At 69.3% G+C, this 23,684-nt stretch carries 19 protein-coding genes and 1 pseudogene; 6 read left to right on the forward strand and 14 right to left on the reverse strand.

All coding sequences use genetic code 11. The features are described from left to right. Positions 1-98 precede the first annotated feature (98 nt). The 11 genes from OG553_RS30085 to gntD form a co-directional block, all read right to left on the reverse strand. Positions 99-1,004 (reverse strand): NAD(P)-dependent oxidoreductase, encoded by a 906-nt coding sequence (locus OG553_RS30085; RefSeq protein WP_405981982.1) that lies wholly within the window; start codon positions 1,002-1,004, stop codon positions 99-101. Positions 1,005-1,053: 49 nt separating this feature from the next. Next, on the reverse strand, positions 1,054-1,818 hold the full coding sequence (locus OG553_RS30090) for an SDR family NAD(P)-dependent oxidoreductase (protein ID WP_405981983.1): 765 nt from the start codon (positions 1,816-1,818) through the stop codon (positions 1,054-1,056). After that, positions 1,815-2,834, reverse strand: a complete 1,020-nt coding sequence (locus OG553_RS30095) for a Rieske 2Fe-2S domain-containing protein (protein ID WP_405981984.1) — start codon at positions 2,832-2,834, stop codon at positions 1,815-1,817. Before OG553_RS30095 ends, OG553_RS30090 begins: the two co-directional genes overlap by 4 nt. Positions 2,835-2,875: 41 nt before the next feature. Further along, on the reverse strand, positions 2,876-6,175 hold the full coding sequence (locus OG553_RS30100) for an amino acid adenylation domain-containing protein (protein WP_405981985.1): 3,300 nt from the start codon (positions 6,173-6,175) through the stop codon (positions 2,876-2,878). Further along, entirely contained in the window at positions 6,172-7,329 is a 1,158-nt protein-coding gene (locus OG553_RS30105) for a pyridoxal-phosphate-dependent aminotransferase family protein (protein WP_405981986.1), read from the reverse strand. Before OG553_RS30105 ends, OG553_RS30100 begins: the two co-directional genes overlap by 4 nt. 77 nt (positions 7,330-7,406) lie before the next feature. Further along, the gene (locus OG553_RS30110) at positions 7,407-10,205 is read right to left on the reverse strand and encodes a non-ribosomal peptide synthetase (RefSeq protein WP_405981987.1); all 2,799 of its coding nucleotides are present in this window, start codon (positions 10,203-10,205) and stop codon (positions 7,407-7,409) included. A 139-nt stretch (positions 10,206-10,344) separates the two neighbouring features. Beyond that, complete coding sequence (locus tag OG553_RS30115; RefSeq protein WP_405981988.1) at positions 10,345-11,181, reverse strand: SDR family oxidoreductase; 837 nt, start codon at positions 11,179-11,181, stop codon at positions 10,345-10,347. Continuing rightward, on the reverse strand, positions 11,178-11,867 hold the full coding sequence (locus tag OG553_RS30120; RefSeq protein WP_405981989.1) for a thioesterase II family protein: 690 nt from the start codon (positions 11,865-11,867) through the stop codon (positions 11,178-11,180). The genes OG553_RS30115 and OG553_RS30120 overlap by 4 nt, the downstream gene beginning before the upstream one ends. A gap of 121 nt (positions 11,868-11,988) precedes the next feature. Then, positions 11,989-13,233 carry an MFS transporter gene (locus tag OG553_RS30125; protein WP_405981990.1) on the reverse strand — a complete coding sequence of 415 codons (1,245 nt, stop codon included), beginning with the start codon at positions 13,231-13,233 and terminating at the stop codon, positions 11,989-11,991. Then, positions 13,230-14,384, reverse strand: a complete 1,155-nt coding sequence (gene vioD / locus OG553_RS30130) for a capreomycidine synthase (protein ID WP_405981991.1) — start codon at positions 14,382-14,384, stop codon at positions 13,230-13,232. The genes OG553_RS30125 and vioD overlap by 4 nt, the downstream gene beginning before the upstream one ends. Before the next feature lie 10 nt (positions 14,385-14,394). After that, entirely contained in the window at positions 14,395-15,402 is a 1,008-nt protein-coding gene (gene gntD, locus OG553_RS30135) for a guanitoxin biosynthesis L-enduracididine beta-hydroxylase GntD (RefSeq protein ID WP_405981992.1), read from the reverse strand. Positions 15,403-16,297: 895 nt separating this feature from the next. On the opposite strand from gntD, the pseudogene OG553_RS30140 reads away from it, so the two are divergent. Beyond that, positions 16,298-16,782, forward strand: a pseudogene (locus OG553_RS30140) (ATP-dependent endonuclease); the annotation flags it as partial. Positions 16,783-16,936: 154 nt separating this feature from the next. Here the strand turns inward: OG553_RS30140 and OG553_RS30145 are convergent. Together OG553_RS30145 and OG553_RS30150 are read right to left on the reverse strand one after the other, a co-directional pair. Next, positions 16,937-17,806: a hypothetical protein gene (locus tag OG553_RS30145; protein ID WP_405981993.1), complete on the reverse strand. Its 870-nt coding sequence runs from the start codon at positions 17,804-17,806 to the stop codon at positions 16,937-16,939. Positions 17,807-18,247: 441 nt separating this feature from the next. Then, complete coding sequence (locus OG553_RS30150) at positions 18,248-18,550, reverse strand: hypothetical protein (protein WP_405981994.1); 303 nt, start codon at positions 18,548-18,550, stop codon at positions 18,248-18,250. Between the two features lie 186 nt (positions 18,551-18,736). Here OG553_RS30150 and OG553_RS30155 point away from each other — a divergent pair, with 186 nt between their 5' ends. The 5 genes from OG553_RS30155 (at position 18,737) to OG553_RS30175 (ending at position 23,053) form a co-directional block, all read left to right on the forward strand. After that, a complete protein-coding gene (locus tag OG553_RS30155; protein ID WP_405983178.1) occupies positions 18,737-19,948 on the forward strand; it encodes an IS701 family transposase in 1,212 nt (403 codons plus the stop codon). Between the two features lie 140 nt (positions 19,949-20,088). Further along, positions 20,089-20,673 (forward strand): DinB family protein, encoded by a 585-nt coding sequence (locus tag OG553_RS30160; protein WP_405981995.1) that lies wholly within the window; start codon positions 20,089-20,091, stop codon positions 20,671-20,673. 48 nt (positions 20,674-20,721) lie between these two features. Then, positions 20,722-21,539 (forward strand): IS5 family transposase gene (locus OG553_RS30165; protein ID WP_405981996.1). Its coding sequence is split into 2 segments (ribosomal slippage): positions 20,722-21,064 and positions 21,064-21,539, totalling 819 coding nucleotides; the frame shifts between segments, so codons are not numbered across the junction. 514 nt (positions 21,540-22,053) lie between these two features. After that, on the forward strand, positions 22,054-22,251 hold the full coding sequence (locus tag OG553_RS30170) for a hypothetical protein (protein ID WP_405981997.1): 198 nt from the start codon (positions 22,054-22,056) through the stop codon (positions 22,249-22,251). Positions 22,252-22,471: 220 nt separating this feature from the next. Beyond that, complete coding sequence (locus OG553_RS30175) at positions 22,472-23,053, forward strand: WYL domain-containing protein (RefSeq protein WP_405981998.1); 582 nt, start codon at positions 22,472-22,474, stop codon at positions 23,051-23,053. 202 nt (positions 23,054-23,255) lie between these two features. Here the strand turns inward: OG553_RS30175 and OG553_RS30180 are convergent, their stop codons facing one another. Next, positions 23,256-23,456 (reverse strand): hypothetical protein, encoded by a 201-nt coding sequence (locus tag OG553_RS30180; protein ID WP_405981999.1) that lies wholly within the window; start codon positions 23,454-23,456, stop codon positions 23,256-23,258. Positions 23,457-23,684: the final 228 nt, after the last annotated feature.

The following is a 23,684-nucleotide window of genomic DNA, read 5'->3' on the forward strand; positions in this document are numbered from 1 at the left end:
GGAAGAACATTCCCTTCGTCAACTGCGTGATGGGGTCCCGGTCCGGTCGGACGGTCCCCGCGTCTTGCTTGCTCGTGGTCGCCGCAGGGGCGGGCGGCTCAGTAGCCGAGCTCGGCGGAAACGGTGTTCCGCGGCTCGTGGCCCCGGGCGAGACGTTCGATGTTGTCGCGGACCAGATCGGCGAAGGCAGGCCATGAGTACGGCAGGTCACCCGCGCAGTGGGCGGTGAGGAAGCAGTTCTCCAAGTCCCACAGCGGATGGCCTTCGGGGAGCGGCTCCGGATCCGTCACGTCGAGCGCCGCGGCGCCGATCCGTTGCTCGCGCAGTGCCGTGATCAAGTCGTCGGTGACGACGAGTCCTCCGCGCGCCACGTTGACGAGGCAGGCGTCCGGGCGCATGGCCGCCAACACCTCCGTGTCGATCAGGCCGCGGGTGCCGTCCGTGAGTGCCGCGGCGAGTACCACCACGTCGGCCGTCGCCACGACGTCGACCAGCCGGTCGGACGTCACGACGCGCACCGCTCCCTCCACGGGCTCGGCGCGTCGGCGTACGACCGTGGGCCGGACCCGCAGCGGGGCGAGCAGCCGCAGCAGGGCTTCGGCCACCTCGCCGGCGCCGACGATCACCACGTCGGCGCCGTACAAGGAGCGCGGCTCCTGGGGTGACCAGCGGCCCCGGCGCACCGAGCGGTCGGCCGAGCGCAGCGCGAGCATCGACAGCATCAGCGCGTGCTCGGCCACCGGCTCGGCCAGCACTCCGCGGGCAGAGGTCCAACGTACGTCGGCCCGCATGAAGGGCGTGTATTCCTCCACGCCCGACCACGGCAGCTGTACCCAACGGACGTGTGGCATGCGGGCGAGTTGCGCGGTGAGCGCTGCGGGGTCCGAGCCGAGCCAGACGAGCGCCTCCGCCCGTTCGGGCGGAACCTGCTCGCAGGGCGCCTGTTCGAGGGCGGCGCGCAGGGCCGTCGGGAGGGGCTGCGGGTGCACCGCAATCCTGATCATGGAAGTTCTTCCTCGTCGGGGTGGCTTTCGCATTGCGCGGGCCGCGCGGTCACATCGCGATCCCGCCATTGGGGCTCAGCAGCCAACCCACGTAGTAGTCGGCTTCCGCGGAGGCCAGGAAGCACACGCTGGCCGCGATGTCCTCCGGCCTGCCCCAGCGGCCGGCCGGGATGGAACGCTCGCGCTCCGGGTTGTACGTGATCGGGTTGGCGGTGAGCATGGGGGTCTCCGTCATCCCGGGGGCGATCGCGTTGACATTGATGCCGTGGGGGATCAGTTCATGGGCGAGTGCCTTGGTCAGGCCGATGACCCCGCTCTTGGCCGCGCAGTAGTGGACGAGTCGGGCCTCTCCGGTGAGGGCCAGGTCCGAGGAGATGTTGACGACGCGCCCGCGACCGCGCGCGATCATGTCGGGAACCACCGCGCGGGTGACCAGGTAGACACCCTTGAGGTTGGTGTCGAGCACCCGGTCCCACTCGGCTTCCTCGAGCTCCGTGACGGCTGCCCGGGAGATGACGCCGGCGTTGTTGACCAGGATCCCGATCGGCCCGAAGGCCTCGTGGGCCGCCGCCACCATCCGCGCGACCGCCTGCGCGTCGGATACGTCGGCCTCGACGGCCAACGCCCTGCCACCCTCCGATTCGATCGCCTCGACGACGGCGCGGGCTTGGCTCTCCGTGTTCCAGTGGTTGACGGCCACGGCCGCGCCCTCAGCGGCAAGGGCACGGGCGGTTGCCGCACCGATCCCGGTGGCGGCGCCGGTTACCAGGGCGACCTCGCCTGCGAAACGGGGGGCGTGGATGCGAGGGGTCACCGCGCGTCCAGACCCTTCTCCTTCGTGAAGGTTTCGAGGAGTTCGATGTAGGTGCGACGGTAGGCGATGGAGTACTTGTCGGCAGGGGCGTGCGCCTGGGCGTGTACGTCCAGGGGAGCCTCGCGCGGCTCCTGGTTCTCCACGATGGGGAAGTCCTCTTCGAAGATGACCCGCTCGTATTCCCACATCTGCTCGATGGACACGCCGTGCTGTTCTGCCACGATCCTGTCAATCCCGACCACCCAGAACTCCCGCACGCGCAGGCCGTCCTCGGTGATGGGCGTCGCGAACTGCGCGACGAGCCGGCGACCGCCGTCGGGAAACGTGGTCCGGATCCACGCGAACATCGGCAGGGACAGGTGGTACGTGAGTGTCTGCCCGGTTCCGAGTGCCTTGTTCCCTTCCAGGGCCGTGCCGCCCAGGTCGGTGGAGAGCTGCCATTCGAGGTCCCAGCCGTCGCGGTGCACCTGGTACGGGTCCACGACACGGCGCACATCGGGCCCCATGCTGCCCTGGTGCACGAACGGGAAGTGACCCATGTCCCGGAAGTTCTCGGTGAGTTGCCGCATGCCGCAGTTGAGGTCGTTCGGCTCTCCGAAGGCGAGCTGCCACTCGACGGTACCCACGTCTGCCAGCTCGGGCAGTGGCAGGTAGGGCTCCTCCAGACAGCTCCAGACATGGCCGTAGGCCTCTGCCACCCGGTAGGTCTGAAGCCGTGCGCGCACCGGAGTGCTTCCCGGTGGCAGGGAGGGGACGTGCGTGCACACGCCGCTGCCGGCCGAGAAGATCCAACCGTGGTACGGGCATTCGAGGCCGCCGTCCCGGATCTCGCCCATGGAGAGGTCCACGCCGCGGTGCGGGCAGGCGGCACGGGCCACGGTGAGGGTGTCCCCGACCCGGTACGCCACGAGCTTGGTGCCGAGGATGTTGGCCTGGACCGGCCGGTCGGTGACGTCTTCGATGCGTGCGATCGGGAACCATGTGTGGCGCAGGAGTTGGTACTCGCGCGGGTCCATAGCTTTCTCGTTTCGGTAGTGCTGGTACAGCTGGGGGTTTCTCAGGCGTTCGGCCGGGGTCCCGGCGTGCTCTCGACCCTTCCCATTGCTTGGAACCCGTGTTCCGGGAGCGAGCGGCACGCAGCCGCGAGCCTGGCCGCGGTGTCGGCGTCGATGCGGGCCGTGCGGTGGTCGAGGCGCCCTTCGAGGCGGTCCGCGTGCTCCGTGACCGTCAGGACGAGGTCGGTGTGCGCCGTGCCGGTCGGCAGATCGTGGGCAGGGCCCGGAGTCAGCCCGGGCCATACCAGATCCAGGGACGCATTGCGTTCGTAGTTGAACAGGACGTTGAAGAAGGGGTTCTCGCCGACCCTTCGGCGGGTGGCGCCCGCGGTGTGCGCGATGATCCGGTCGATCGGCACGTCCTGGCGCGCGAAGGCGTCCAGGACGCACTGGTGCACCGAGTCGAGTACCTCGTCGTACGTCATGTCCTCGTCCAGACGTGGACGTATGACCAGCGTGTTGACGAACATCCCGACCACGTCGCGGAACTCCGGCTGGCTCCGGCCGAGGACTGGCGTGCCGACCGCGAAGTCCTGCTGCCCGGTCTCTCGCCTGAGCATGGTCAGGAAGGAGGCGAGCAGCACGACGAAGGGTGTGACACCAGCGGCCGTGGCCGCGCGGTGGAGGTCAGTGCGTGAGCCGAGCGTGAAAGTGATCGAGTCACAGGTCTCGTCCCCCAACCCGCGGCCGGTCCCGGTGTCCGGCGCGGCGGGCCAAAGGGGGGTGGAGCCGTCGAGTTGTTCACGCCACCAGTCGAGCTGGTCTGCGGCCTCGGGACTGTCGAGGAACGCCGCTTGCCAGGCAGCGAAATCGGTGTGCCGGGCCTTTGTCCCGTTTGGTTGCGGGTGGTGCCCGGGGGTGCTGAGTTCCCGGCCGTACGCGTCGGCCAGCTGCTCCAGGACCACCTGCTGCGAGCGCCCGTCGAGGATGAGGTGATGTGCCGCGCAGACGAGGAGATGCTCTTCGTTCCCGACGCGGAGCAGGCTCATCCGCAGCAGCGGGCCCTTCGCGGTGTCCATGGGCGCCCGGCCGAGTGCAGCCGCGCGTTCCAGGGCTTCGGCCTCGGGGTCGGTGGCCTCCCGGAGGTCCTCGATGGTGAACGTGGCGGGGGAGCCGGCGACTTGGGCGGGCTCGCCGTCGATGTTGGCGAACGCGGTGCGCAGCGCCTCGTGCCGAAGGACCAGGGCGTCGAAGGCCTTTCGCAAGGCGTCGTGGTGGAGGCGTCCGGAGAGGCGGCACAGCCAGGGAGTGCGGTAGAGGGTGCTGGCGGGAGCGAGCAGTCCATGGAACCAGATCCCGCGCTGGCTCTCCGAGAGGGGGCCGAACACCGGCAGACCGCTGCGTGCTCCGAGCCGCTCGGCGAAGTCGGCCCGGCGGGCGCGCGCCGCGTCGAGGTCGGGCACCCCGGCGGTCGCGGTGCCCGAGGGAGGCGCCGCGTCCACGACCGCCGCCAGTCGGCGCACCGTGGGGGCGGCGAACACGTCCCGGGCCCGTGGATCGCGGCGGAGGTCACTGCGGATACGGCCGAGGACGCGCTGGGTCAGGAGCGAGTCGCCGCCTAGGGCGAGGAAGGGATCGTCGGCACCCACCTCGTCGATGCCGAGGAGTTCGGCCCACAGCTCGCACAGGTAGGTCTCCGACCCGGTCCTCGGTGCCCGGTAGGCCACACCCAGGTCGGGGCGTGCCCCCGGAGGCTCGGGCAGGGCCGCTCGATCGATCTTGCCGTGGTTGTTCAGCGGGAGCGCGGGGATCGGCACGTAGCTGGAGGGCACCATGTACGCAGGCAGCTCGCGGGCGAGTGCGGCGCGCAGTTCGGCGTCGGTGGGCATGGCCGCACCGGGGGCAGCGGCGGGCACCACGTAGGCCACCAGACGGCGGTGGCCGGTGGCGCTCTCGGCCACGGTGACGACGGATTGCCGTACACCTGGGTGACGGGCCAGGGCCGATTCGATCTCGCCCGGCTCGACCCGGTATCCGCGGATCTTGATCTGGTCGTCGATGCGGCCGAGGAACTCCAGGTTGCCGTCCGGCCGGCGCCGCACCCGGTCTCCGGTCCGGTAGAGGCGCGACCGGTGGGTGTCCGGGATGTTCGGCGCGGACGGGTCCGGGATGAACCGCGCGGCCGTGAGCTCGGGCCGGTCGTGGTAGCCGAGGGCCAGCGAGTCGCCGCCGACGAACAGTTCTCCGTCCGCTCCCTCGGCGACCGGCCGCAGGTCCGGGTCGAGAACGTGCACCCGAGTGCCCCGGATCGGCTTGCCGATGGGGAGGAGCGACCCTGCGGGTAGGCGTGCCCCCGCGGGCAGGGTGTAGTACGTGACGGTCGCCGTGTACTCGGTCGGACCGTAGATGTGCACCAGGGGTATCTGGAGGCGTGCCCACAACGGCAGCAACTCGGGGTGGCAGCGCTCGCCCGACACTCCCACGAGCCGCACGCCGTCGGGGAACAGTCCCCCGGTGTCGGCGAGTTCCTGGACCACGACGTGCCACAGCGCGGTGGTCAGGATGAGTGCCGTCACCTCGTGGCGTTGCAGGCATGCCATGAGACCGTCCACCGTGGACAGCCGCTGCCGTTCGGTCGGCATGACGACGGCCGCCCCGTGTACCAGCGGGGGGAACAGTTCCTCCAGGGATCCGGAGAAGCCGGCCGAAAGGTTCACGAGGAAGCGGTCTCCCGGCGCGAGCCGGAACTCCTCTCCAGCCGCCAGCGCGAGATTGGTCAGGGCCCGGTGCGGTATGACAACCCCTTTGGGTCGCCCGGTCGAGCCGGAGGTGTAGATGACGCAGGCGGGGTCTTCGCCTGCCGGTGCCTTGGGCGGGACCCACCGGACGGCCGGTTCGTGCGCCCATTCGCCGCATGCCGCGTCCGGTTCGCGGACGGGGACCAGGCACGCGGAGCCGGCCGGACAACTGTCGGCGGTCTCCTGTGAGACGACGACATGGCTCAACGCCATGTCGGAGGTGATGAACTCCAGGCGCTGGGCCGGGTAGTCGAGATCGAGCGGGACGTAGGCCGCCCCGGCCGTCAGGATACCCAGCAGCGCGATCAGCAGCTCGGGGGAGTGCGGCAGGCAGACCCCGACCCGGTCGCCCGGTCCCAGCCCCAGGGCGGCGAGTCGTCCCGCCAGCCGGTCGGCGGCCTCGGCCAGCTCCCGGTAGGTCAGCTGCCGACTGTCGCCGAGGACGGCGAGCGCCTCGGGGCGGTGGGCCGCCTGCTCGGCGAAGAGTTCGGTCAGCGGCTGCAGCACGGCTGCCGCGTCGTCCCGGCCCGGCGTCGCAGTGGTGGCGGTCGAGGCGTGCGTCATGCCGCGTCCCCCGACACGTGGAAGGTGCGCAGTGCGGCCGCCACTCCCTCTCCGACGACGAGGTCGTGGCCGGCGGCGGCGAGCGACAACTCGAGAGCGCCCAGCGCACTCAGCACGTCGAAGGCGTCGACGTAACCGCAGTGGCCGATCCGCAGGACGCGACCCGCGAGCTCGCCGGGGCCGCCCACGAACTGGACACCGTGCCGGAGGAACGCCGAACGGATGAGGCCCTCGACATCTATGCCGGCGGGCACGCGCACGGCGGTGACGGATCCGGCACCGTCGTCATCCGTGCCGTACACCTCCAGGCCAATGGCACGCACGCCGGACCGGGTCATCCTGCCGAGGACGACGTGACGCCGCAGGACGTTCTCCAGGCCCTCCTCGAGGATCTGTGCCAGCGCCACGTCGAGTTGGCTGAGCAAGGTGATGGCCGGAGTCCAGGGGGTATGCGCCAGCGCGCTCTCGGTCGTGGCCCGCACCTGTGTCCAGTCGAAGTAGAACCGGGGCAGCGTGGCCTTCCGGTGCTGGCGCCAGGCGTTCTCGCTGATGCTGACGAAGGCCACCCCGGGTGGAGTCATGAGAGCCTTCTGGCCTCCCGCGACGACCACGTCGATGCCCCAGTCGTCGGTCCGCAGCTCACACGCCCCAAGACCCGAGGCGGTGTCGACCACGGTCAGGACGTTCGAGGCCACCCGCCCGAAGGCTTCGATGTCGTTGACGACGCCCGTCGAGGTCTCACAGTGCACAGCGACTGCCGCCGTGATGTCGTCGTGCTCGGCCAGCGCGCGGGCCACTTCGGCCATGTCCACGCTCTCGCCCCAGGCCGCGCGCACCTCGGTGACCCTCAGGCCGAAGGCACGGCACAGTTTGGCCCATCGGTCGCCGTAGACGCCGTTGACCGCGACCAGGACGTGGTCGCCCGGCGAGAGCAGGTTCTGAACGGCTCCTTCGAACGCGCCGGTCATGCTGGAGGTGAAGACCAGGACGGTGTTCTCGGTGCGGAAGACCTTCTTGAGGTTGCCCAGGATCCGCCGGAAGACAGCCCCGTATTCGGGGGTGCGTTCATCCTCGATGGGCCGCACCGCGGCCATGGTGACCGCGGGCGGCAGCGGCGTCGGTCCCGGGACCATCAGACGGTACTTGGGAAGCATGCGTGGGCCTCGTGTTCTGGTGTGAGTGGGGAAGCGTTCGGTTCGCTGCAGCGGTGTCCGCGTGGCCGCCGGAGGGGTCAGCCCGTCCGGCCCTTCGTCGCGTCCGAGGTCGTGGGCTCGCTGCTCCGGCGACGCACCAGCTCGATGAACCGGCCGGCGGTCGAGTTGCCGTAGAACTCCTGGACGGAGACCTTCGGCAGCCCCAGATCCTTCAGCTCGGCGATCAATCGCACGACGAGCAGCGAATTGCCGCCCAGCTCGAAGAAGTTGTCCTGGACGCCCACTTCGGTGCCGAGCCGACGTCGCCAGAGGTCGAGCACGGTCTTCTCCAGCGGATCCGCCGCCTGGCCGCCTGCCGGAGCGCTGCGCTCGCCGCCCCGAACGGGCACTCCCGCCCCGCTGCCGGGGGCGGGCAGACGGGAGGCGTCCAGCTTTCCGTTGATCGTCAGGGGGATCGCGTCCACAGGAGTGAGGGTGGTCGGGACCATGTAATCGGGAAGCGTCCGCCGCGCGTGCGACAGCACCTCCGCCCGGCTCGCGCCGGCCCTGAGGACGGCGTACGCGTCGATTCGTGCGGCCGTCGGATCGTCCCGGTCGCCGGGATCGAGGACGACGGCCGCGGCGAGGACGTCGGCCGAGGAGAGCAGCACGTGGCGGATCTCGTCCAGCTCGATGCGGAAGCCGCGCAACTTGACCTGGTTGTCGATCCTGCCCAGGTGCTCCAGGCGGCCGTCCGGCAGGATCCTGCCCTTGTCGCCGCTGCGGTAGATCCGCTCCCGGGTGGCCGGGTCGCGGACGAACCTCTCCGCGGTCAGCTCCGGCTGTCCGAGGTAGCCGTCCGACACCCCCGCGCCCCCGACACATATCTCGCCCGCGGCGCCCACGGGCAGCACCTGTCCCCGGCCGTCGCGCACGGTCACCGACCAACCTGGCAGCGGCCGCCCTACGCAACGCGAGCCGTGCAGAGCGGACTCCGGGGTGATCGTCTCAGCCGTCACGTGGACGGTGGTCTCGGTGATTCCGAACATGTTGACCAGCCGGCAGGAGGCGGGCGGGTACCGCGTGAACCACGGCAGCAGCATGCGGGTGTCGAGCGGCTCGCCGCCGAAGATGATCAGCCGCACGGCGAGCCGGGCATCGGAGTCCTGGTCAGCAGCCATGACCTGCCCGAATGCCGAGGGCGTCTGATTGAGCACGGTCACCTGCTGCTCGGCGAGCAGTTGGTGGAAGCGTTCCGTGTCGCGCGTGATCCAGTACGGGACCACGACGAGCCGCCCGCCCGTCAGGAGACAGCCCCAGATCTCCCAGACCGAGAAGTCGAAGGCGCTGGAGTGGAACATCGTCCACACGTCGCGCGGGCCGAGCCAGAAGTCGTCCTCGGTGGCATCCACGAGGGCGAGGACGTTGCGGTGGGGTACCACCACGCCCTTGGGACGGCCGGTGGAACCCGAGGTGTAGATGACGTACGCGGGCGCGTCCCGGTCCCCGCGGGGTGACGGGTCGGTTCCGTGCGGCGCGGTGGCGGCTAGCCGCAGCAACTCCTGCGGGCCGACGCACTTGACGCCCTCGACGTCGGGGAAGTCCGGCAGGTCGGTGACGACCACGGAGACACCGGCATGGGCGGTCACGTAGCGCAGCCGTTCCTCCGGATAGCGCGTGTCCATGGGAACGTACGCGCAGCCTGCCTTGAGGACCGCGAGCAGTGTGACCACCAGCATGGGGTCCCGTTCCAGGCACACGCCCACCGTCCGGCCGGGGCCCGCTCCCAGCCCGCGCAGTGCGGTCGCCATGTCGTCGGCCAGGTCGTCGAGCCTGCGGTAGGTCAACTCGGTGTCCGCTCCGCTGACCGCCACCGCATCGGGCTGGGCGCGGACCATCTCGCGGAACCGGTCGTGGATGTCCGCCGTCGGGTCGGGTGCAGGGGTCCGTGCGGGAGTGGTGCCGAGCACGGCGATGTGCGATGCCTCGGCCGTGCCCATCGGCGCGACGTTGATCGCTCCGGTGTCCTCCCCGCCGGCGGCCAGCTGCGCGGCGACTCGCGCCACGCCGCGTGTGAACGCCTCTGCCACCGTCGGAGCCACGAGGGCCGGGTCGTACAGGCAGCTGCCCAGGACGGATCCGTCGGGCTGCCGCTCGGCGTGCAGGGTGAGGGGGAAGTAAGGCGAGAGGCAGGGCCGGTAGACCTCTCCTTCCACGGCCTTCCCGAGGACCACTCCGACCGAGGGCCGGGCAGTTCCAGGGGCCTCGACCGTTGGTGTGCCGACGCCGCTGAGCGTGTACGCGACGCGGTTCAGGAAGGCGGCCGACTGCTCCCCCTCGACGGGAGAGAGATCGACTTCGTGGACGTACGTCGTTTCAAGGCCGTCCGGCCCGCCGTCCGGGTCCAGCACTCCTACGCGAGGCGATTCGTCCGATTCGTAGCGTGACAGGACGACGGCCGCGGCGAGGGCGAGTCGGGAGACCACCAGCGGCGGGCCGGCTGCCAGGGCGAAGGGGATGGGATCCACGAAGTCCGGGTTGTCCGGCTCGCCGAGTCCCCACGGGGGCACAGTGGTCGTCACGGCCGGCGGGTCTTGCCGCACGGGGGTGCGCGGAGTGATCCGCTGCTCGGTTCCCGTGGCGAGTGCGTTCGCCGTCCGGCTCAGGTCCGTGCGCGACAGCGCGGCGCGATCGGCCACCAGGACCAGCGCACCGTCGCCCTCGCTGTAGCGGACCAGTACGACTCGCAGGCGTTGCGCGCAGTGCAGGGGGCGTTCGGCCTCGCGCCGCACGTAGAGTGCCGCCGCCGTATCCCCGGAGGCGGCGGGTACGGACGTCTCCCAGAAGGTCCAGCCCGAAGCGCCTTGGGCGACGTCCGCCAGGCGTCTGTTCAGCACGTCCGCGGTCGGGGGTTGGGGGCAGGCCACTACCAGGCTGTGGAGCGAGGTGTGAGCCCGCGGGGGTCGGTGGGTCGCCACCATGGGGGATCTCCTGTTCGAACTGCGAGGTGGTGCCGGGGAAGTACCAGAGCGGGGGTCACCGTGCGGTGAAGCCTCCGTCGATGGTGAGCACGGTTCCGGTCACCTGCGGGGAGTCGTCGGCGGCCAGCCACAGGGCGGCTCCCGCGACGTCCGCCGGGTTCATCAGCGAGTTCATGGGCTGGGCCTGGAGGAAGACCTCCTCGTGCTCCTCGACCGGTACGTCGAGGGACCGGGCGATCTCGGAGAGCATGCGCCCGTCCACCGTCGGGTCGTCGCGCACCGAACCGGGACACAGCGCGTTGACCCTGATCCGGTGCGGCGCATAGTCCAGGGCGGCTGCCTTGGTCAGGCCGACGAGCCCGTGCTTCGCGGCCACGTACCCGGCGAAGTGCCGGTATCCGACCACTCCCGCGGTCGAGGAGATGTTGACGATGCTGCCGCACCGGTTTGCGATCATCCCTGGTGCCACTGCTCGCATCATGCGCCAGGCTCCGGAAAGGTCGACGTCCAGCATCATCGCCCACTCGTCGTCGGTGATCTCGTGGACGGCCTTGCCGGAAGGAGCCGCGATCCCGGCATTGTTCACGAGCACGTCGATCGTCCCGAAGCGGTCGAGTGCCTGCCCCACGCCGGCCGCGACGGACCCGCTGTCGCGGACGTCGAGGCGCAGGGAGAGCACGGAGGCGCCTTCCTGCCCGCACAGCCGTGCCGTGTGCGTGAGCTGTGCGGCCGAACCGAGCGGGTAGGGCACTCCGTCGATGTCAGCCCCGATGTCGGCGAGGACGAGGAAGGCGCCCTCGCGCGCGAAACGGACGGCGCAGGCACGGCCCAGGCCCCGGGCCGCGCCGGTGATCAGCACGACCTTGCCCTCCAGGGCGCGGCCCCCGCTCATCCCAGCACCCTGCCCATCGTGTCGAGGAGCTGCTCAGGGGCATCCGCCAGGTACATGTGGCCTCCGGGGAGTTCCAGGTAGCCGAAGTCACCCCGGGTGGCCGCTGCCCACTGAGCGGCCCCCTCCTTCGAGACGAGCGTGTCGTCCGTGCCGCGCAGCGCTGTGATCGGGACCATGAGGGGGTCGGCCGACGACGGCTTGTAGTCCTCGTGCATCTCCGTATCGGCCCGCAGCGTCGGCAGCAGCACCTCGCGCAGAGTGGGATCGTCCAGGGCGGGATGGCGGTATCCGGCGAAGCGCGCGACCTGTTCGACGAAGTCGTCGTCGCCGAGACCGGTGGCCCGCTCACTGCGGCCCGTCCAGGGGCCCGGTGATCCACTCACGAACAGGTGACACAGCTCGACGGCTCCCCGGGCTTCCAACTCCCTCGCCACTTCGAAGGCGAGCACCGCACCGAGACTGTGGCCGAAGAGCGCGATGCGGCCTTCGGCGCGTCCTTCCAGAGACCTCACCAGATCACGAGCGGCGGTCTGCACGTCGGTGTGCGGTTGTTCGCCGAACCGCTCCTCGCGTCCCGGGAGTTGGAGCGGGACGATGCTCGTCCCCGCCAACCGGTGCTTGGGCCAGGCCCGGTAGAAGCCGGCCCCTCCTCCCGCGAACGGCAGACAGACCAAGGACGTCGACATGCTGGGGAAACCCTTCTGGGGAATCGATCGTGTGCACGGGTGGGACGGAGGGGGTGCGGGCCGGGCCCGGCGGGCGAGGCCCTCCTCGGGGGAGGCGCGACCGGTGCGCGGTGCCGACAGGTCAGGCCGCCTGGCGCCGCCGCACCTTGGCAGCGGTCAGGAGGGCCACGGCCACGAGACAGCTCACGGCGGGCGCGGTGAGGGCGACGTTCAACGGCAGCACGGTGAGGCCCAGACCACTGGCCGCGAACCCGCAGGCGCCCGTGGTGTAGAGCCAGCCGAAGCCCTCGGAGCGTCGGTGTTCCGGAATGGTCTTCTCGACCGCGTAGGAGCGGATCGCGTTCAGTGGAGCGGTGCACAGGCCCGCGATGATCACGACGGTGAGCAGGCCGGTCCAACTGCCTGCCTGTCCCACCCCGACGGCCGCCACGGCCACCACCGTCAAGAGGGCACCCGCCTGCGCCCCGGGGCCGCCGGGCAGCCGGTCCGTCATGACGGTATAGGCGATGCCCGCGAGGGCGCTGCTGCCGGCGAGGACCGTGATGATCGCTCCGCCGCCGAAGGTACCGGATCCCAGGGTCTGAGCCAGCGGAAGAGCCGCCGTTTCGATGGCGCCGAGGGTGTGGCTGAATGCGACGCCCACCGCGACCCAGGCGATGAATCCCATGTTCCACAGCGGTTCGCGCTGCTTCTCGGTTGCACCGTCCCCGCTCGGGTCACTCGCGGGCGGGTTCTTCGGGGCCGGGCGTGCAGCGGTACGGGAAAAGGCCAGCAGGAGGGCCAGGACGGCGCAGCCCCCGGCCATCGCCGCCACACCGCCCAGCCAGCCGAACAGCACGATCGCGGCGCCCGCGATCAGCGGGGCTCCGACGACCAGCAGCTCCATCATGGTGGCATTGATGGCGAGCGCGCGCTGCACCAGCCCTTCCGGGACAGCCGAATTGAGGAGCGTGCGGGTGAGTCCGGTCAGGCCACCGAGGCCGAGGCCGGCCAACGCGCACAGCAGGCACAGCAGGGGCAGAGGCGCGCCGAGGCCGGCGGCCAGGGCGACGGATCCCAGCCCCAGTGCCGCCAGGGCGGCGGAGACCACTTGAACGGTCCGGCCCGACGTACGGTCCGCGACCTTGCCGATGAGGCCGGAGGAGACGACGTCCGCAAGGATCAGCGAGGCCACCATGACGCCTCCGTCCTTCGCGGAACCGGTACTCGCGGCGGCGAGACCGGCGAAGGCGATGGCCGCCATCAGAGCGGGCCCGTTCACGAGCTGGACGATAAGATTCCAGATCCAGTAGGGCCGGTGGGTGAGCAGTTCCCGGACGGGGCGGGCGGGGAGCGGTTGCTCCGTGGCCGGTGATTCGGTGGTCATCCCGTCCCCCGTTCGGCCGGCATGTCCGTCCCAGCAGTCCTGCGCACCCGCGCCGCCAGTAGATCGAGGCCCGCCGCGAGTTCGTGCGGGGGCCCGCCGAATCCGACCCGGATGCGGTCAGGGTGGTCGAAACAGTCACCCGGTACGACGAGAACTCCGTCCTCCGCTTCAAGGGCGTCGCAGAACGCGGTCACGTCCGGCACTCCCACGAGACGAGGGAAGGCGGTCACGCCACCCAGAGGCGTCGGCAGGTCGATCTGCCCGGGATGCCGCGCGGCCCAGTCGAGGAGCAACGCCCGGTTGCCGAAGGCGAGTTCCCGGTGCGGGGTCAGTACCTTCTCGGCCGCCTCCAGGGTCACCGCTGCCAGGTGCTCGGCCACCGGTGAGGTGCTTATGGTGAGGTAGTCGCGCAGCCGCACCATGTCGGGGATCAGCTGGCGCGGGGCGACGCACCAGCCGACACGCAGGCCGGGAAGGCCGTAGGACTTGGAAAGCGTGGAGAAGGACAGCGCCCGCTCCAGCTGATCGGTCGGCTCGGGCAGCGGATCGGCCTCGTGGGTGAGCTCGGCGAAGGACCCGTCCCAGAGCAGGTGGCAACCGTGGTTGTCGACCAATCGAAGGAGGTCGTCGTACTGTGCGCGGGAGAGGGTCGTCCCGGTCGGATTGTGCGGGAAGTTGACCACCACGGCGCGGGTACGGGGCGTGAGTACCGCCCGCAGCAGGTCCAGATCCGGAACGAAGCCGTCCTCGGCGCGCAGTTCCCAGGTCCGCAGGCGGGCGCCGAGTGCTTCGGCGATGGAGGAGAGGGACTGGTAGACAGGGCGCAGGGTGACGATCTCGTCCCCGGGCTTCACCAGGGCGGCGATGGCGAGGAACAGGCTCTCGCTCGCCCCGTGGGTCGCCATCACCCGGTCCGCACATCCAGGCGCGTAGCGAGCGGCGATGGCCTCCCGCAGCCGCTCACTGCCCGTCGAGGGACTGTCCCGGAACGGAATGGCATCCAGCTCCGTGCTGTCGATGCCCAGGGTCCGGCGCAGTTCGCCGAGAGTGCAGGGGGTCAAGCCCGAACTGGAGATGTCGTAGCGGGCGGAGAAGTAGCGGTCGCGCAGCCAGTTCTCGAGCAGGGCGGGCGCGATGTCGTGAAGGGTCACGTCTTCTCCCTCAACCGATCACGCGTGTGTCGGCGCCGGCACGGTCAGGACGAGTGCGCCGTAGATCGGCGACGACGTTGACGCGCTTGAGCCAGCGGTCCTGCCCGTCGTAGCGCGGGCGGAAGGAACGTCGCCCGTGCACCACGTTGCGGTTGTCGACGAACGCGACGTCACCGGGCTCCAGGACGAAGTCGTACAGCTGCTCGTCGAGGTGGGCGATGATCCAGCGCAGCGCCTCGGACGCATCGGCATCCCCGTCCCGGGCGATGGTGAAGTCCCGGTCGATTCGCAGCACCGGTGCGTCCGGGCTGCCGCCGAGGACGGACACCGGGGCCTGCTCCTTCTGCTGTTGCGCGAGGCGGGCGAAGGCCTCCGGGTTCGCCCCGCCGTCATCGGTGTTGTTGGCCGCGTCGTGGGAGGAGTCGGGCAGGATCAAGAACCGTTCCTGCGCCAGGACGTCGGCGATCACGCCCGGAACCCGCTCGAGGTCCACACCCGCGAGCGTGGTGGGAATGCGTTCCGGTGACCGCAAGCAGTAGAGCCCGACGTAGTCCGCGCGCGAGGCGGAGAAGGCGTCCTCGGTGTGCCAGCCCAGTTCCTGCTCGCTGCAGGAGCTGACCAGGCTGTCCTCGTATCCCGGGATGGGCAGCACGTCGGTGATCAGCTTGCCGTCCTGTTGAGTGGCCCACCCGATGGCGTCCCCGAGCAACGCCGCGTACAGGGCGAGCAGTACGGCGTGTACCCGGCTTCCCGGGGTGTCCGCGTCGCGCCAGTGCGTCGGCGTGCCCTCCAGGGAGGCCCCGTCCACGTGATTGCCCTTGATGACCAGCGCGTGCAACCTGTCGTCCAGCCGCGCCGCGTTGACCGAGGCCCTCAGTCCTCTGGGCAGATCTGCGGCGAGCACCGGAGCATCCCGCTGGAACTCCGGAGCCGACGCACTCCCATAGGCCGACAGGCACGCCTCGGCCAGGCCGAGGGCCTGTGCCGCCTCCACCTGGGGAAGGCCGTACGTGATCACAGGCGGTTGACTGTCGGTCAGGGAAGGGACGGATACGTCGGTCACGCTTCTGGTCATTGCTGTTTCACCCCCGGCCTGCGAGAGCGTGAGCGGTGCAGGCCTGTCGTCGGTTGCGGTGGAGCAGTTCTCGGCGTTTGCGTGTGGGCGTCCGAGCGCGCCGAAAGGGAAGGCCGCCGAGCCATACGGTGCGAGCGCCCCCTCGTCGAACCGGTGTGCCGGCAGTGGGGCTCGTTCACGACCGGGCGATCTCCCGCGGACACGCGAGGCGCCGTCCGGCGCGGCAGGGTGTTCCCCCGCGAGCGCGTACGGCGTCGGGTCGCAGCGGTCAGGATGGCCTCGGTGCCGCGGTCCGCGGCGTATGGCCGACGCTCAAGGCCGAGTGCCGTGAGCGGTGTTCACTTCTGGGGCTCCGCCGTCGACAGCTGCGCGGCTCAAAGCACGTCAGGCCGGCGCCCCCTGGCGCGGACATGGATCCTGTAGCGAACACCCTCCCCCGAGAATGGAATTGATCTTCCGTATGTTGGAAATCTAGCGGCGGGGGGTGTGGCGGTCAACCGGATTTCGAACAGTTGATGCAATAGCCAAGTCGACCCCCCGCGCTCCTGTGCGATCGGATGATGCCGACGGCCTTCTGTGCTGACACTCACTCAGATATGCAGTCCCGCTTGTCTGGACGTGTGTCCGGGAGGGTGAGCCGGCGTGGTCGGGGTCTTTACCTCGGACCCTGAACACACGAGACACTGGGTCCTGAGGATCTGAGAACGGACATCTCGTGGTCATGGAGCACTACCCGCCGCGGTTCAAGACGGTCGCGGTCGCGCTGTACGAGACGCTGCCGGGAGTGACGGTCAGGTCAGGCGCCGCCGAGATGGGGGCAATCCGGAGACGCTGCGGAGCTGGGTTCGAGGCGCTGGCCACCCGGTGTGGCCGGGTCCTGGCCGCCGAGGGGTGTGCGTCGTGCTGATGGGCGGGACGATGAACATCGGCCGCTGCGCCGGTCTCTCGGGCCACCCGGTCTTGGCCTGCGGCTGAGGGGACTGTGCGACGAGCGCGAGCAGCACTTCTGCGACCGAGGCCTGAAGCGGGCCCGGGCGCCGCACCGGGGCTTTTTCGTGTGCGTGGCCGACCTGGAGGACGAGCTCATCCACGCGCTGGGCATGGGGCAGGTCGAGGAGATCATCCGGGCCGAGGGCGACCTGCGGGCCTGGCATACCTTCCTGCGCCAGCCCGCGCACCACGGTAGGCCCCGACAACAGCAGTTGCGGCGCTTCCGCGGCACGAAGAAGGGGCGCACGAGGCGCTACGGCCACCTCCTCGTGGAGGACCTCGACCCCTGGGCAGGTACCGGCCCCACTCGACGACCCCTTCACGGGCTCGTGACCGACGGACGAAAGCGCGACCACAGTCAGTTCGGCCGCCCCGCCCCGGCTCCGGGCCAGCGCCGCGAGAAGTCGTCCCCGAGTCTGCAAGGAGGCCGTGGCCCTCATCGGCTGGCGTTGGCCGTCGAGGATGCGAGGCAAGAAGCGGATGGTTCTTAGCCTGCAAGCGCCTGATGGAACTCTTCGAAGCGAGATCGCTCTTCGCCCAGCATATCGAGGCGTTGCCGGACCGGGTATCTGTCTTCTTCGAGCTCCCGGATCGCGGTACTCCGCAAGACCCACCGGGGCCCCATCGGTCCTGCCGCGTTCCCACTTCGGGTGGGGTGGATAACGAACGGCAACCAGCCGGACTGGAGCTCGTTCCACTGGCGGTCCATCCGAGCCAGGAGCCATCGATCGGTTTTGCCTGCCAGGGCATCGTAGCGCTCAAAGTGAAGCTTGGCCTTGTCGGCCCACTTGGCTGCTGCCTGCATTCCCGCGTACTGGTTGATGAGCGCGATGGCAGCTGCGATGAGCGTTGCCTTGCGGTGCGCCTCGGCCCTGCGACAGGTGTGAGGGAGGAGCTTTCCCTTGAGGGATCCCGCCTCCTTCTCGGCAGCCTTGAACGCCACTCCGAGATGGCCCTGCGCGAGCAGGCGATGACGCTCCTTGCCGCTAGCTTTGGGCTCCTTGTTGGCGTCTTCGAGCTCTTCGAGTGCCGCCCCGAGGTTAACGTCGCCAATCGTACGCAGCGAATCAGCGAGCGCAGTGTCAAATAGCTGTGCCACCACGATGTCGACGGCAATTCCCGCCACGTTCTTGCCCGCCGTGTAGCTGATGAACTTAATCGACATGGAGGCCTTGGGGAGCTTTCCATTGGCGTCAAGGATTCGATAGAAGCTCTCGAGAGTCACACTGGTGGCGGTATCGACTCCCCTTTGCCCCAGCTTGGGCGTGACGAAGTGGAAGTCACCAGATTCTGGGTTCTGCTGCAGCCCGGTCAGGCGACTTTCCGGATTCGAGAATCCGACACTTTCCTTGGCCATGAAGACTCCTTCGACGTTGTCGACGAGTAGCGGGAGAAAGATGGCCTTCAGCCGTGCCTCACACCCAAAGCCCTGCGGCATGCCGGTGCACTCAGGTCGCCAGACTCAGCTCACTTCAATCAGAGTGTGACGAGAACCAGCCATCCCGGATAGATGTGCGAACCAGCCGCACGGCTGAATCCCATCTGGGATTGCTTCAGCCGACGCCATCCCCGGCCGGGCCGGTGCGCGCCGTGGCGTCCGGCTGAAGCCGTGGCAGGAAGAGGTGTACCCGGTCCGGGGGCGTCTCTTCCTGCGTCAAGGCACACTGCCGAAGTTCCCTTCCACCACTAAGGCTTGTCCCGTAGCGGGAGAGTGATGTCCCCGCAGTAGCGGGACAGCGCTGGCGGCTGGTGCTCCAGTGTGACTTCGTAGTTCCACGTCACGTCGCGCGTGTCGCGGCTACTGGGCGGTGTCCTGCCCGATCGCACGGAGGACATCGGCGAGCCAGACCAGGTGGTGGCCCACGGCCCGGTTCGGATCGGCGAGGAGGTCCTCAAGGTGCTGCCATGACTCGGAGAGCTGCCCGATTGTGATCGTTCTCGGTTCGTTGGGGACGTCGTAGAGTTCGTCGCCCGGAACGGACCAGAAGTATTCGTGTTCGAGCGCCACCGCGCTGCCGGCTGACGCTTCGATGTGTTGCATTGCCAGCTCGAAGGCGTGCCGAAGCTGGTCAAGCGGGATCCGCAGAGGTTCGCTGTCCATGTGCCTATTCTGTCGATCAGAGGCCGACGGGCCGAAGCAAGGAGTTCGGCACTGCCCAGGACCAGGCCTGGAGCGAGAACGGCCACCGCGTGATCATCGGGGGTTGTGTGGACTCCTGAAGATTGTGCGGTGGCCGCGGGCCGTAGCGTAGACCCTGCCCGCTGGCGGGCGATGTTCGACCAGGCTATGGCCCGGATTGCGGGCCGGTTCCGACGGGTGGAACCGAGGGCCACTGCCCGCGCGTACCTGCTCGGACTGCTGTCCGGTGTCGAGCGCAAGAACTGCCGACGGCTGGCCGAACAGGCCGGTCACGCCCGCCCCGGGCCGATGCGGCGTCTGCTGCGAAGCGCCCGCTGGGACGCCGATGCCGTCCGCGACGAGGTCCGCGCCTACGCCATCGACCACCTCGGCACCGTCGGTGGGGTGCTGATCGTGGACGAAACCGGCTTCTTGAAGAAGGGCCGGTCCTCGGCGGGCGTGCAGCGGCAGTACACCGGCACCGCGGGAAGCATCGAGAACAGCCAAGTCGGCGTCTTCCTCGCCTACGCCACCAGCTGCGGGCGGGCACTGATCGACCGTCGGCTCTACCTGCCCGAGCATTCCTGGTGTGGTGATACCGAGCGCCGGAATGCGGCCGGAGTGCCGGACGGCGTGCAGTTCGCAACCAAACCCCGCCTGGCGTGGGAGATGATCGCCGCCGCACTGGATGCCGGGGTGGAGGCACCGTGGGTGACCGGCGACGAAGCATACGGGCAGGACCCGCAACTTCGTGCCGCCCTGGAGGCACGAGGGACGGGCTACGTCCCGGCCGTCGCCTGCTCCATCCGGGTCCGGATCAACTCCGGCCGCACCCTGATCCGCGCGGCCACGGTCGCCGGCCGTCTGCCCGAGGCCGCCTGGCACCGACAGAGCGCCGGAGCTGGAGCAAAGGGCCCGCGCTACTACGACTGGGCCTGGATCGGCATCGGCACCGACGAGCACCGCCACCTGCTGATCCGCCGCAACTCCACCACGAGGGAAATCGCCTTCAATCTCTGCTGGGCCCCCACGGCAGCACCCCCGGCCGAACTCGTCCAAGTGGCCGGCACCCGCTGGAGCGTCGAAGAATGTTTCCAGGGCGCCAAGGGCCGAGTCGGCCTGGACCACTACCAGGTGAGGCACTGGGACGGCTGGCATCGGCACGTCACACTCGCCATGCTCGCGCTGGCCTTCCTCGCCGCCGTCTTCGACCAACCAGTCATGTCCCCAGCCAGACTGCTGCACTGGTCGAACTGGCGCAGACGCCACCAGGCGACAGCCCGACGCAGCCACTACCGACGACGGTCAGCCGAGGACGCCAGCGGACAGATCACGAAACCGCACTGGAGTACTAGGAGACGGTCGCAGATCAGCCTTTGAGCTTGTCTCACGTGGACAGATTCCTGGGCTCCTTGCAGCAGGTCGGAGCGGTGACCATAGCTGACCACGGCTCCGCCAGTCGTTCCAGACCGCGTCCGGGATCTTGAGACCATGAGCAGCCCATGGCAGGCTCGTGCCGCATGATCGATGAGTTCGCGAAAGACAACCTGCACAACAGGCTGCGGCGGGACCGTGAGGCGCTGCTCTGGAAGCTCGACGGCTTGTCCGAATACGACGCGCGTCGGCCTCTGACAGCGACCGGGACCAACCTCCTCGGCCTGGTCAAACACGTGGCCACGGTCGAGGCCAGGTACTTCGGTGAGGTCTTCGACCGCCCTTCTCCGGAACCGCTGTGCCGGTGGCAGGACTCCGACGGCAGCGATCAATGGGCGGCCGAGAACGAGACACGCGATCAGATCGTCGGGTTCTACCGGCGCACGTGGGAACACTCGGACGCGACAATCAATGAGCTTGCCCTCGACGCACCGGGCCACGTGCCCTGGTGGCCGGAGCCTTCACCTAACACGAACCTGTTCGCCATCATGGTCCATGCCCTCGGAGAGACCATCCGGCATGCCGGGCACGCCGACATCCTGCGCGAGGGCGTAGACGGCCGGACCGGGATGCGTGCCGAACACGAGCAGCCGATCGACGAGGAAGCCCGCGCGGCCTACTTCGCGAAGGTCGAGCAAGCGGCCAGGATGGCCGCACCGATCACCGCGTAGGGGCTGTTCCACGACATGACGTGTTGTTCGAACGGCATGATGCCGGTCGTGAGTGCTGATCTGTCGATACGTCTGGTTCCTGATGCACTCTGGGAGCTGGTTGGCCCGCTATTGCCGTCGTCCGAGCCTCGACCGCAAGGTGGTGGGACCACTCCGTGTGACGAACGGGCCGTCTTCACGGCAGTGGTGTACGTCCTGACCACCGGCTGTGCCTGGCGGCATCTGCCGCCGACGTTCGGCACGTCGCCCGCCACCGCGCATCGCCGCTTCACGATATGGACCGAGGCCGGCCTATGGCGTCGGCTCCACCGGGCCGAGCTGGACGAACTCGGGGCCCGGGGCAAGGTGGACTGGACCTCGGCGATCGTCGACGCGGCCTCTGTTCGCGCCAAAAGGGGGGATCACAGACCGGCTCGAACCCGGTCGATCGCGGCAAGAAGGGCAGCAAGCTGCACGTACTGTCCGACGCCCAAGGCGTCCCGCTCACCGGCGCCGTGTCCGGCGCGAACATGCACGACAGTCTCGCCCTCAAGCCGCTCATCCTCAGCATCCCCGCCATCCGGCCCCGCCGGGGGTCACGGCGAAGCCGCCCCGTCAAACTCCCCGTGGACAAGGCGTACTGTTCCGCCGAACACCCGGCCTGGCTGCGCGAGCGTGGGCTGGTCCCGCGCATCGGACGGCCAGCCATCGAGTCCGGTGAACGCCTCGGTCGGCACCGCTGGAAGATCGAACGGTCGATCGCTTGGCTCTTCGGCTACCGCCGCCTGACCATCCGATACGAACGAAAGGGCTCGCACTTCCTTGCCTTCCTCGGCCTGGCGGCTGCCCTGACCTGCTGCAAGAAGCTAGCGAAACTTGTCACGTGAGACACCCTCTTAGTCCGGTCCACAGCACTTGGGACACGGCCTGCCCCCGAGCCGGTCGCGGACCGGTGCCGGATTACGTTGCGGTGGTCAATCCGTCAGGACCATGTAGAGCAGGCCCTGGTTGATCACGCCTTCCCTGAACTTGTGTGATGCAATTCGGCCTGGTCATTGGCCAGCTGCTCTCCCTCGTGTCACCCTCTCGTGGGAGGGTGACACGAGGCTTCAGCACCCGGCTTTAACACCCGGCGAAATCGGGGGCCCAAGTGAGGAGGATTCCGCTGGCCTCCGCGAGTGAGGTCCACCTGGGGTCAGTCGGCTGCTTCTCCAGCACCAGGATGGGACGCACTCGCCTGCATGTCCTCGTCAGTTGGAGCTGATGGGCATAGTCGAGGACCTGCCCGATCCCCAGTCGAATCTGCTGGTCCTCGCTCGCACCAGTCAGACTCTTGACCTCGGCGATGAAAACGTCGTCGCCGCGTGACCAACCTGCGTCGAAGCGGGGAGCGTTGCGGGCATGTCCGCGAAGTTCGATGTTCTGGAGTGCCAGATGCTCGATGAGCGCCCCGATGGTCGACTCGTGTGCCTCCGTGCCCCTGTCTGGGTGGGCAAGATCGAGGGCCAGCGCACCGACATCGTGGCGACCGACCTTATGTGGTTGAAGCGGACCTCCCAACCCAGCACCCCGACGGCCACATCAACCACCGCCTCCTGACCGACCCCGGCCACCACACCCGCACGGCCATCGACAACGCCTGGCCGCAGCCGCAGCCTCCGGCGTCACCGGCGTCGGCGAGACCGCGCTGCGCGCCCTGGCCAAACTTGAGCAGGTCCTCCCCGCCCGCCTGCGCACCCAGGTCAGCGCCCTCCAGCAGGCGACTGCCGCACCCGTCACCTATGGCGCCGAGGAGGACGGGCCCCAGGCCGACCCGGCCATGCTCTCCGTCCTGGCCGCCGCCTGCCGCGACCACGAGATCGTCACCTTCGGCTACGCCACGCGCCGGGGCGCGCCCGGCTCCCGCCGAGTGGAACCCCACAGCCTGGTCCCCGCGGCGGGCCGCTGGTACCTCGTCGCCCACGACACCCGTGCGAACGACTGGCGGATCTACCGCCTCGACCGCATGACCGGCCCCGCTCCCACCGGCCACCGAGTCCCCGCGCGCACCTTGCCGGCCCCTGACCCCGCCGCATTCGTCGCCACCAAGATCGCCACCGCACCCGCCCGCTACCGGGCCGTCGCCACTGTGCACGCACCCGCCGTCGCTGTGCTCGCCCGCACGCAGGGGCTGCCCGAACGTGTCATCCCGATCGACGAGGCCACCTGCACGGTCGACCTCTCCGGCGGCTCCCTCGCCCGCATCGCCCAACTCGTGGTGGCCTTGGCCGCCGACTACACACTCGACGCCGACCCCGAAGTCGTCGGCTACCTCCGCGCCGCAGCCGAACGGACCTTGCGCCGTACCCAACCGGTCGGCGATTCCCGGCCAGAGCCCGGCCACGGCGATGTCAACGGATAGCTCCAGTGCCTGAACGGGGCCGCAACGACCGGCTGGTGCACTCTGCCCCTGGTGCACTCCACCCCCCGGGGGCAATCAGCTGGGCGGCCCGCCGCCACCTTCACGTTGCTGCACGAGGCTCAGGGCGAGGGCGGATTTGGTCCGTGACTGGTCCGGCAGTTCTGGTCAGGAAGAGCTGCAGATCCGGAGGAATCGCAATAAATCAATAAAGATCGCTTTCATGGCTCGCCGAAGGGGAGACCGGCCGCCGGGTGCTCAAGTTCCTTGCCGGACGGCCGCGGTGCCCTCTTTGGAAGAAGCCGAGCTTCTTGGGGGAGTAGCTGACCAGGAGGTTCTTCGTCTGCTGGTGGTACAGCAGTTGGAATAGGGCTGACCAGGCAAAACGGTGGTTCGGGATGTCCATCCCGGCAGTATGGTCCGAGAATGGACCGGATCTTGGTCACGGCCGACCCGACACGGGCAAGCGGTTGGCATGTCTGGTAGCGGCGCGCGTGGGCCGCGTGCCGCGAGTGTGGAGAGCCTGCTGGGGCTGGGGCTGGGGCTGGGGCTGGGGCTGGGGCTGGGGCTGGGGCCGGCCCGGGACGCGTACGGTCGGCGTCGGGTGGCGCTCGTTCCTCGCCCGGCTGCACCA

This window comes from Streptomyces sp. NBC_00158, assembly GCF_045160885.1.
GTDB lineage: Bacteria > Actinomycetota > Actinomycetes > Streptomycetales > Streptomycetaceae > Streptomyces.

Excerpts from the sequence above, each read along its gene's own strand:
- OG553_RS30120 (WP_405981989.1), bottom strand. The coding sequence starts at position 11,867 with ATGTCGACGTCCTTGGTCTGTCTGCCGTTCGCGGGAGGAGGGGCCGGC.
- OG553_RS30155 (WP_405983178.1), top strand. The coding sequence starts at position 18,737 with ATGGCCCGGATTGCGGGCCGGTTCCGACGGGTGGAACCGAGGGCCACT.
- OG553_RS30180 (WP_405981999.1), bottom strand. The coding sequence starts at position 23,456 with ATGGACATCCCGAACCACCGTTTTGCCTGGTCAGCCCTATTCCAACTG.
- OG553_RS30125 (WP_405981990.1), bottom strand. The coding sequence starts at position 13,233 with ATGACCACCGAATCACCGGCCACGGAGCAACCGCTCCCCGCCCGCCCC.
- OG553_RS30145 (WP_405981993.1), bottom strand. The coding sequence starts at position 17,806 with ATGGCCAAGGAAAGTGTCGGATTCTCGAATCCGGAAAGTCGCCTGACC.
- OG553_RS30175 (WP_405981998.1), top strand. The coding sequence starts at position 22,472 with ATGCTCTCCGTCCTGGCCGCCGCCTGCCGCGACCACGAGATCGTCACC.
- OG553_RS30115 (WP_405981988.1), bottom strand. The coding sequence starts at position 11,181 with ATGAGCGGGGGCCGCGCCCTGGAGGGCAAGGTCGTGCTGATCACCGGC.
- OG553_RS30150 (WP_405981994.1), bottom strand. The coding sequence starts at position 18,550 with ATGGACAGCGAACCTCTGCGGATCCCGCTTGACCAGCTTCGGCACGCC.
- OG553_RS30085 (WP_405981982.1), bottom strand. The coding sequence starts at position 1,004 with ATGATCAGGATTGCGGTGCACCCGCAGCCCCTCCCGACGGCCCTGCGC.
- OG553_RS30160 (WP_405981995.1), top strand. The coding sequence starts at position 20,089 with ATGATCGATGAGTTCGCGAAAGACAACCTGCACAACAGGCTGCGGCGG.
- OG553_RS30105 (WP_405981986.1), bottom strand. The coding sequence starts at position 7,329 with ATGCTTCCCAAGTACCGTCTGATGGTCCCGGGACCGACGCCGCTGCCG.
- OG553_RS30170 (WP_405981997.1), top strand. The coding sequence starts at position 22,054 with ATGTCCGCGAAGTTCGATGTTCTGGAGTGCCAGATGCTCGATGAGCGC.
- OG553_RS30095 (WP_405981984.1), bottom strand. The coding sequence starts at position 2,834 with ATGGACCCGCGCGAGTACCAACTCCTGCGCCACACATGGTTCCCGATC.
- OG553_RS30100 (WP_405981985.1), bottom strand. The coding sequence starts at position 6,175 with ATGACGCACGCCTCGACCGCCACCACTGCGACGCCGGGCCGGGACGAC.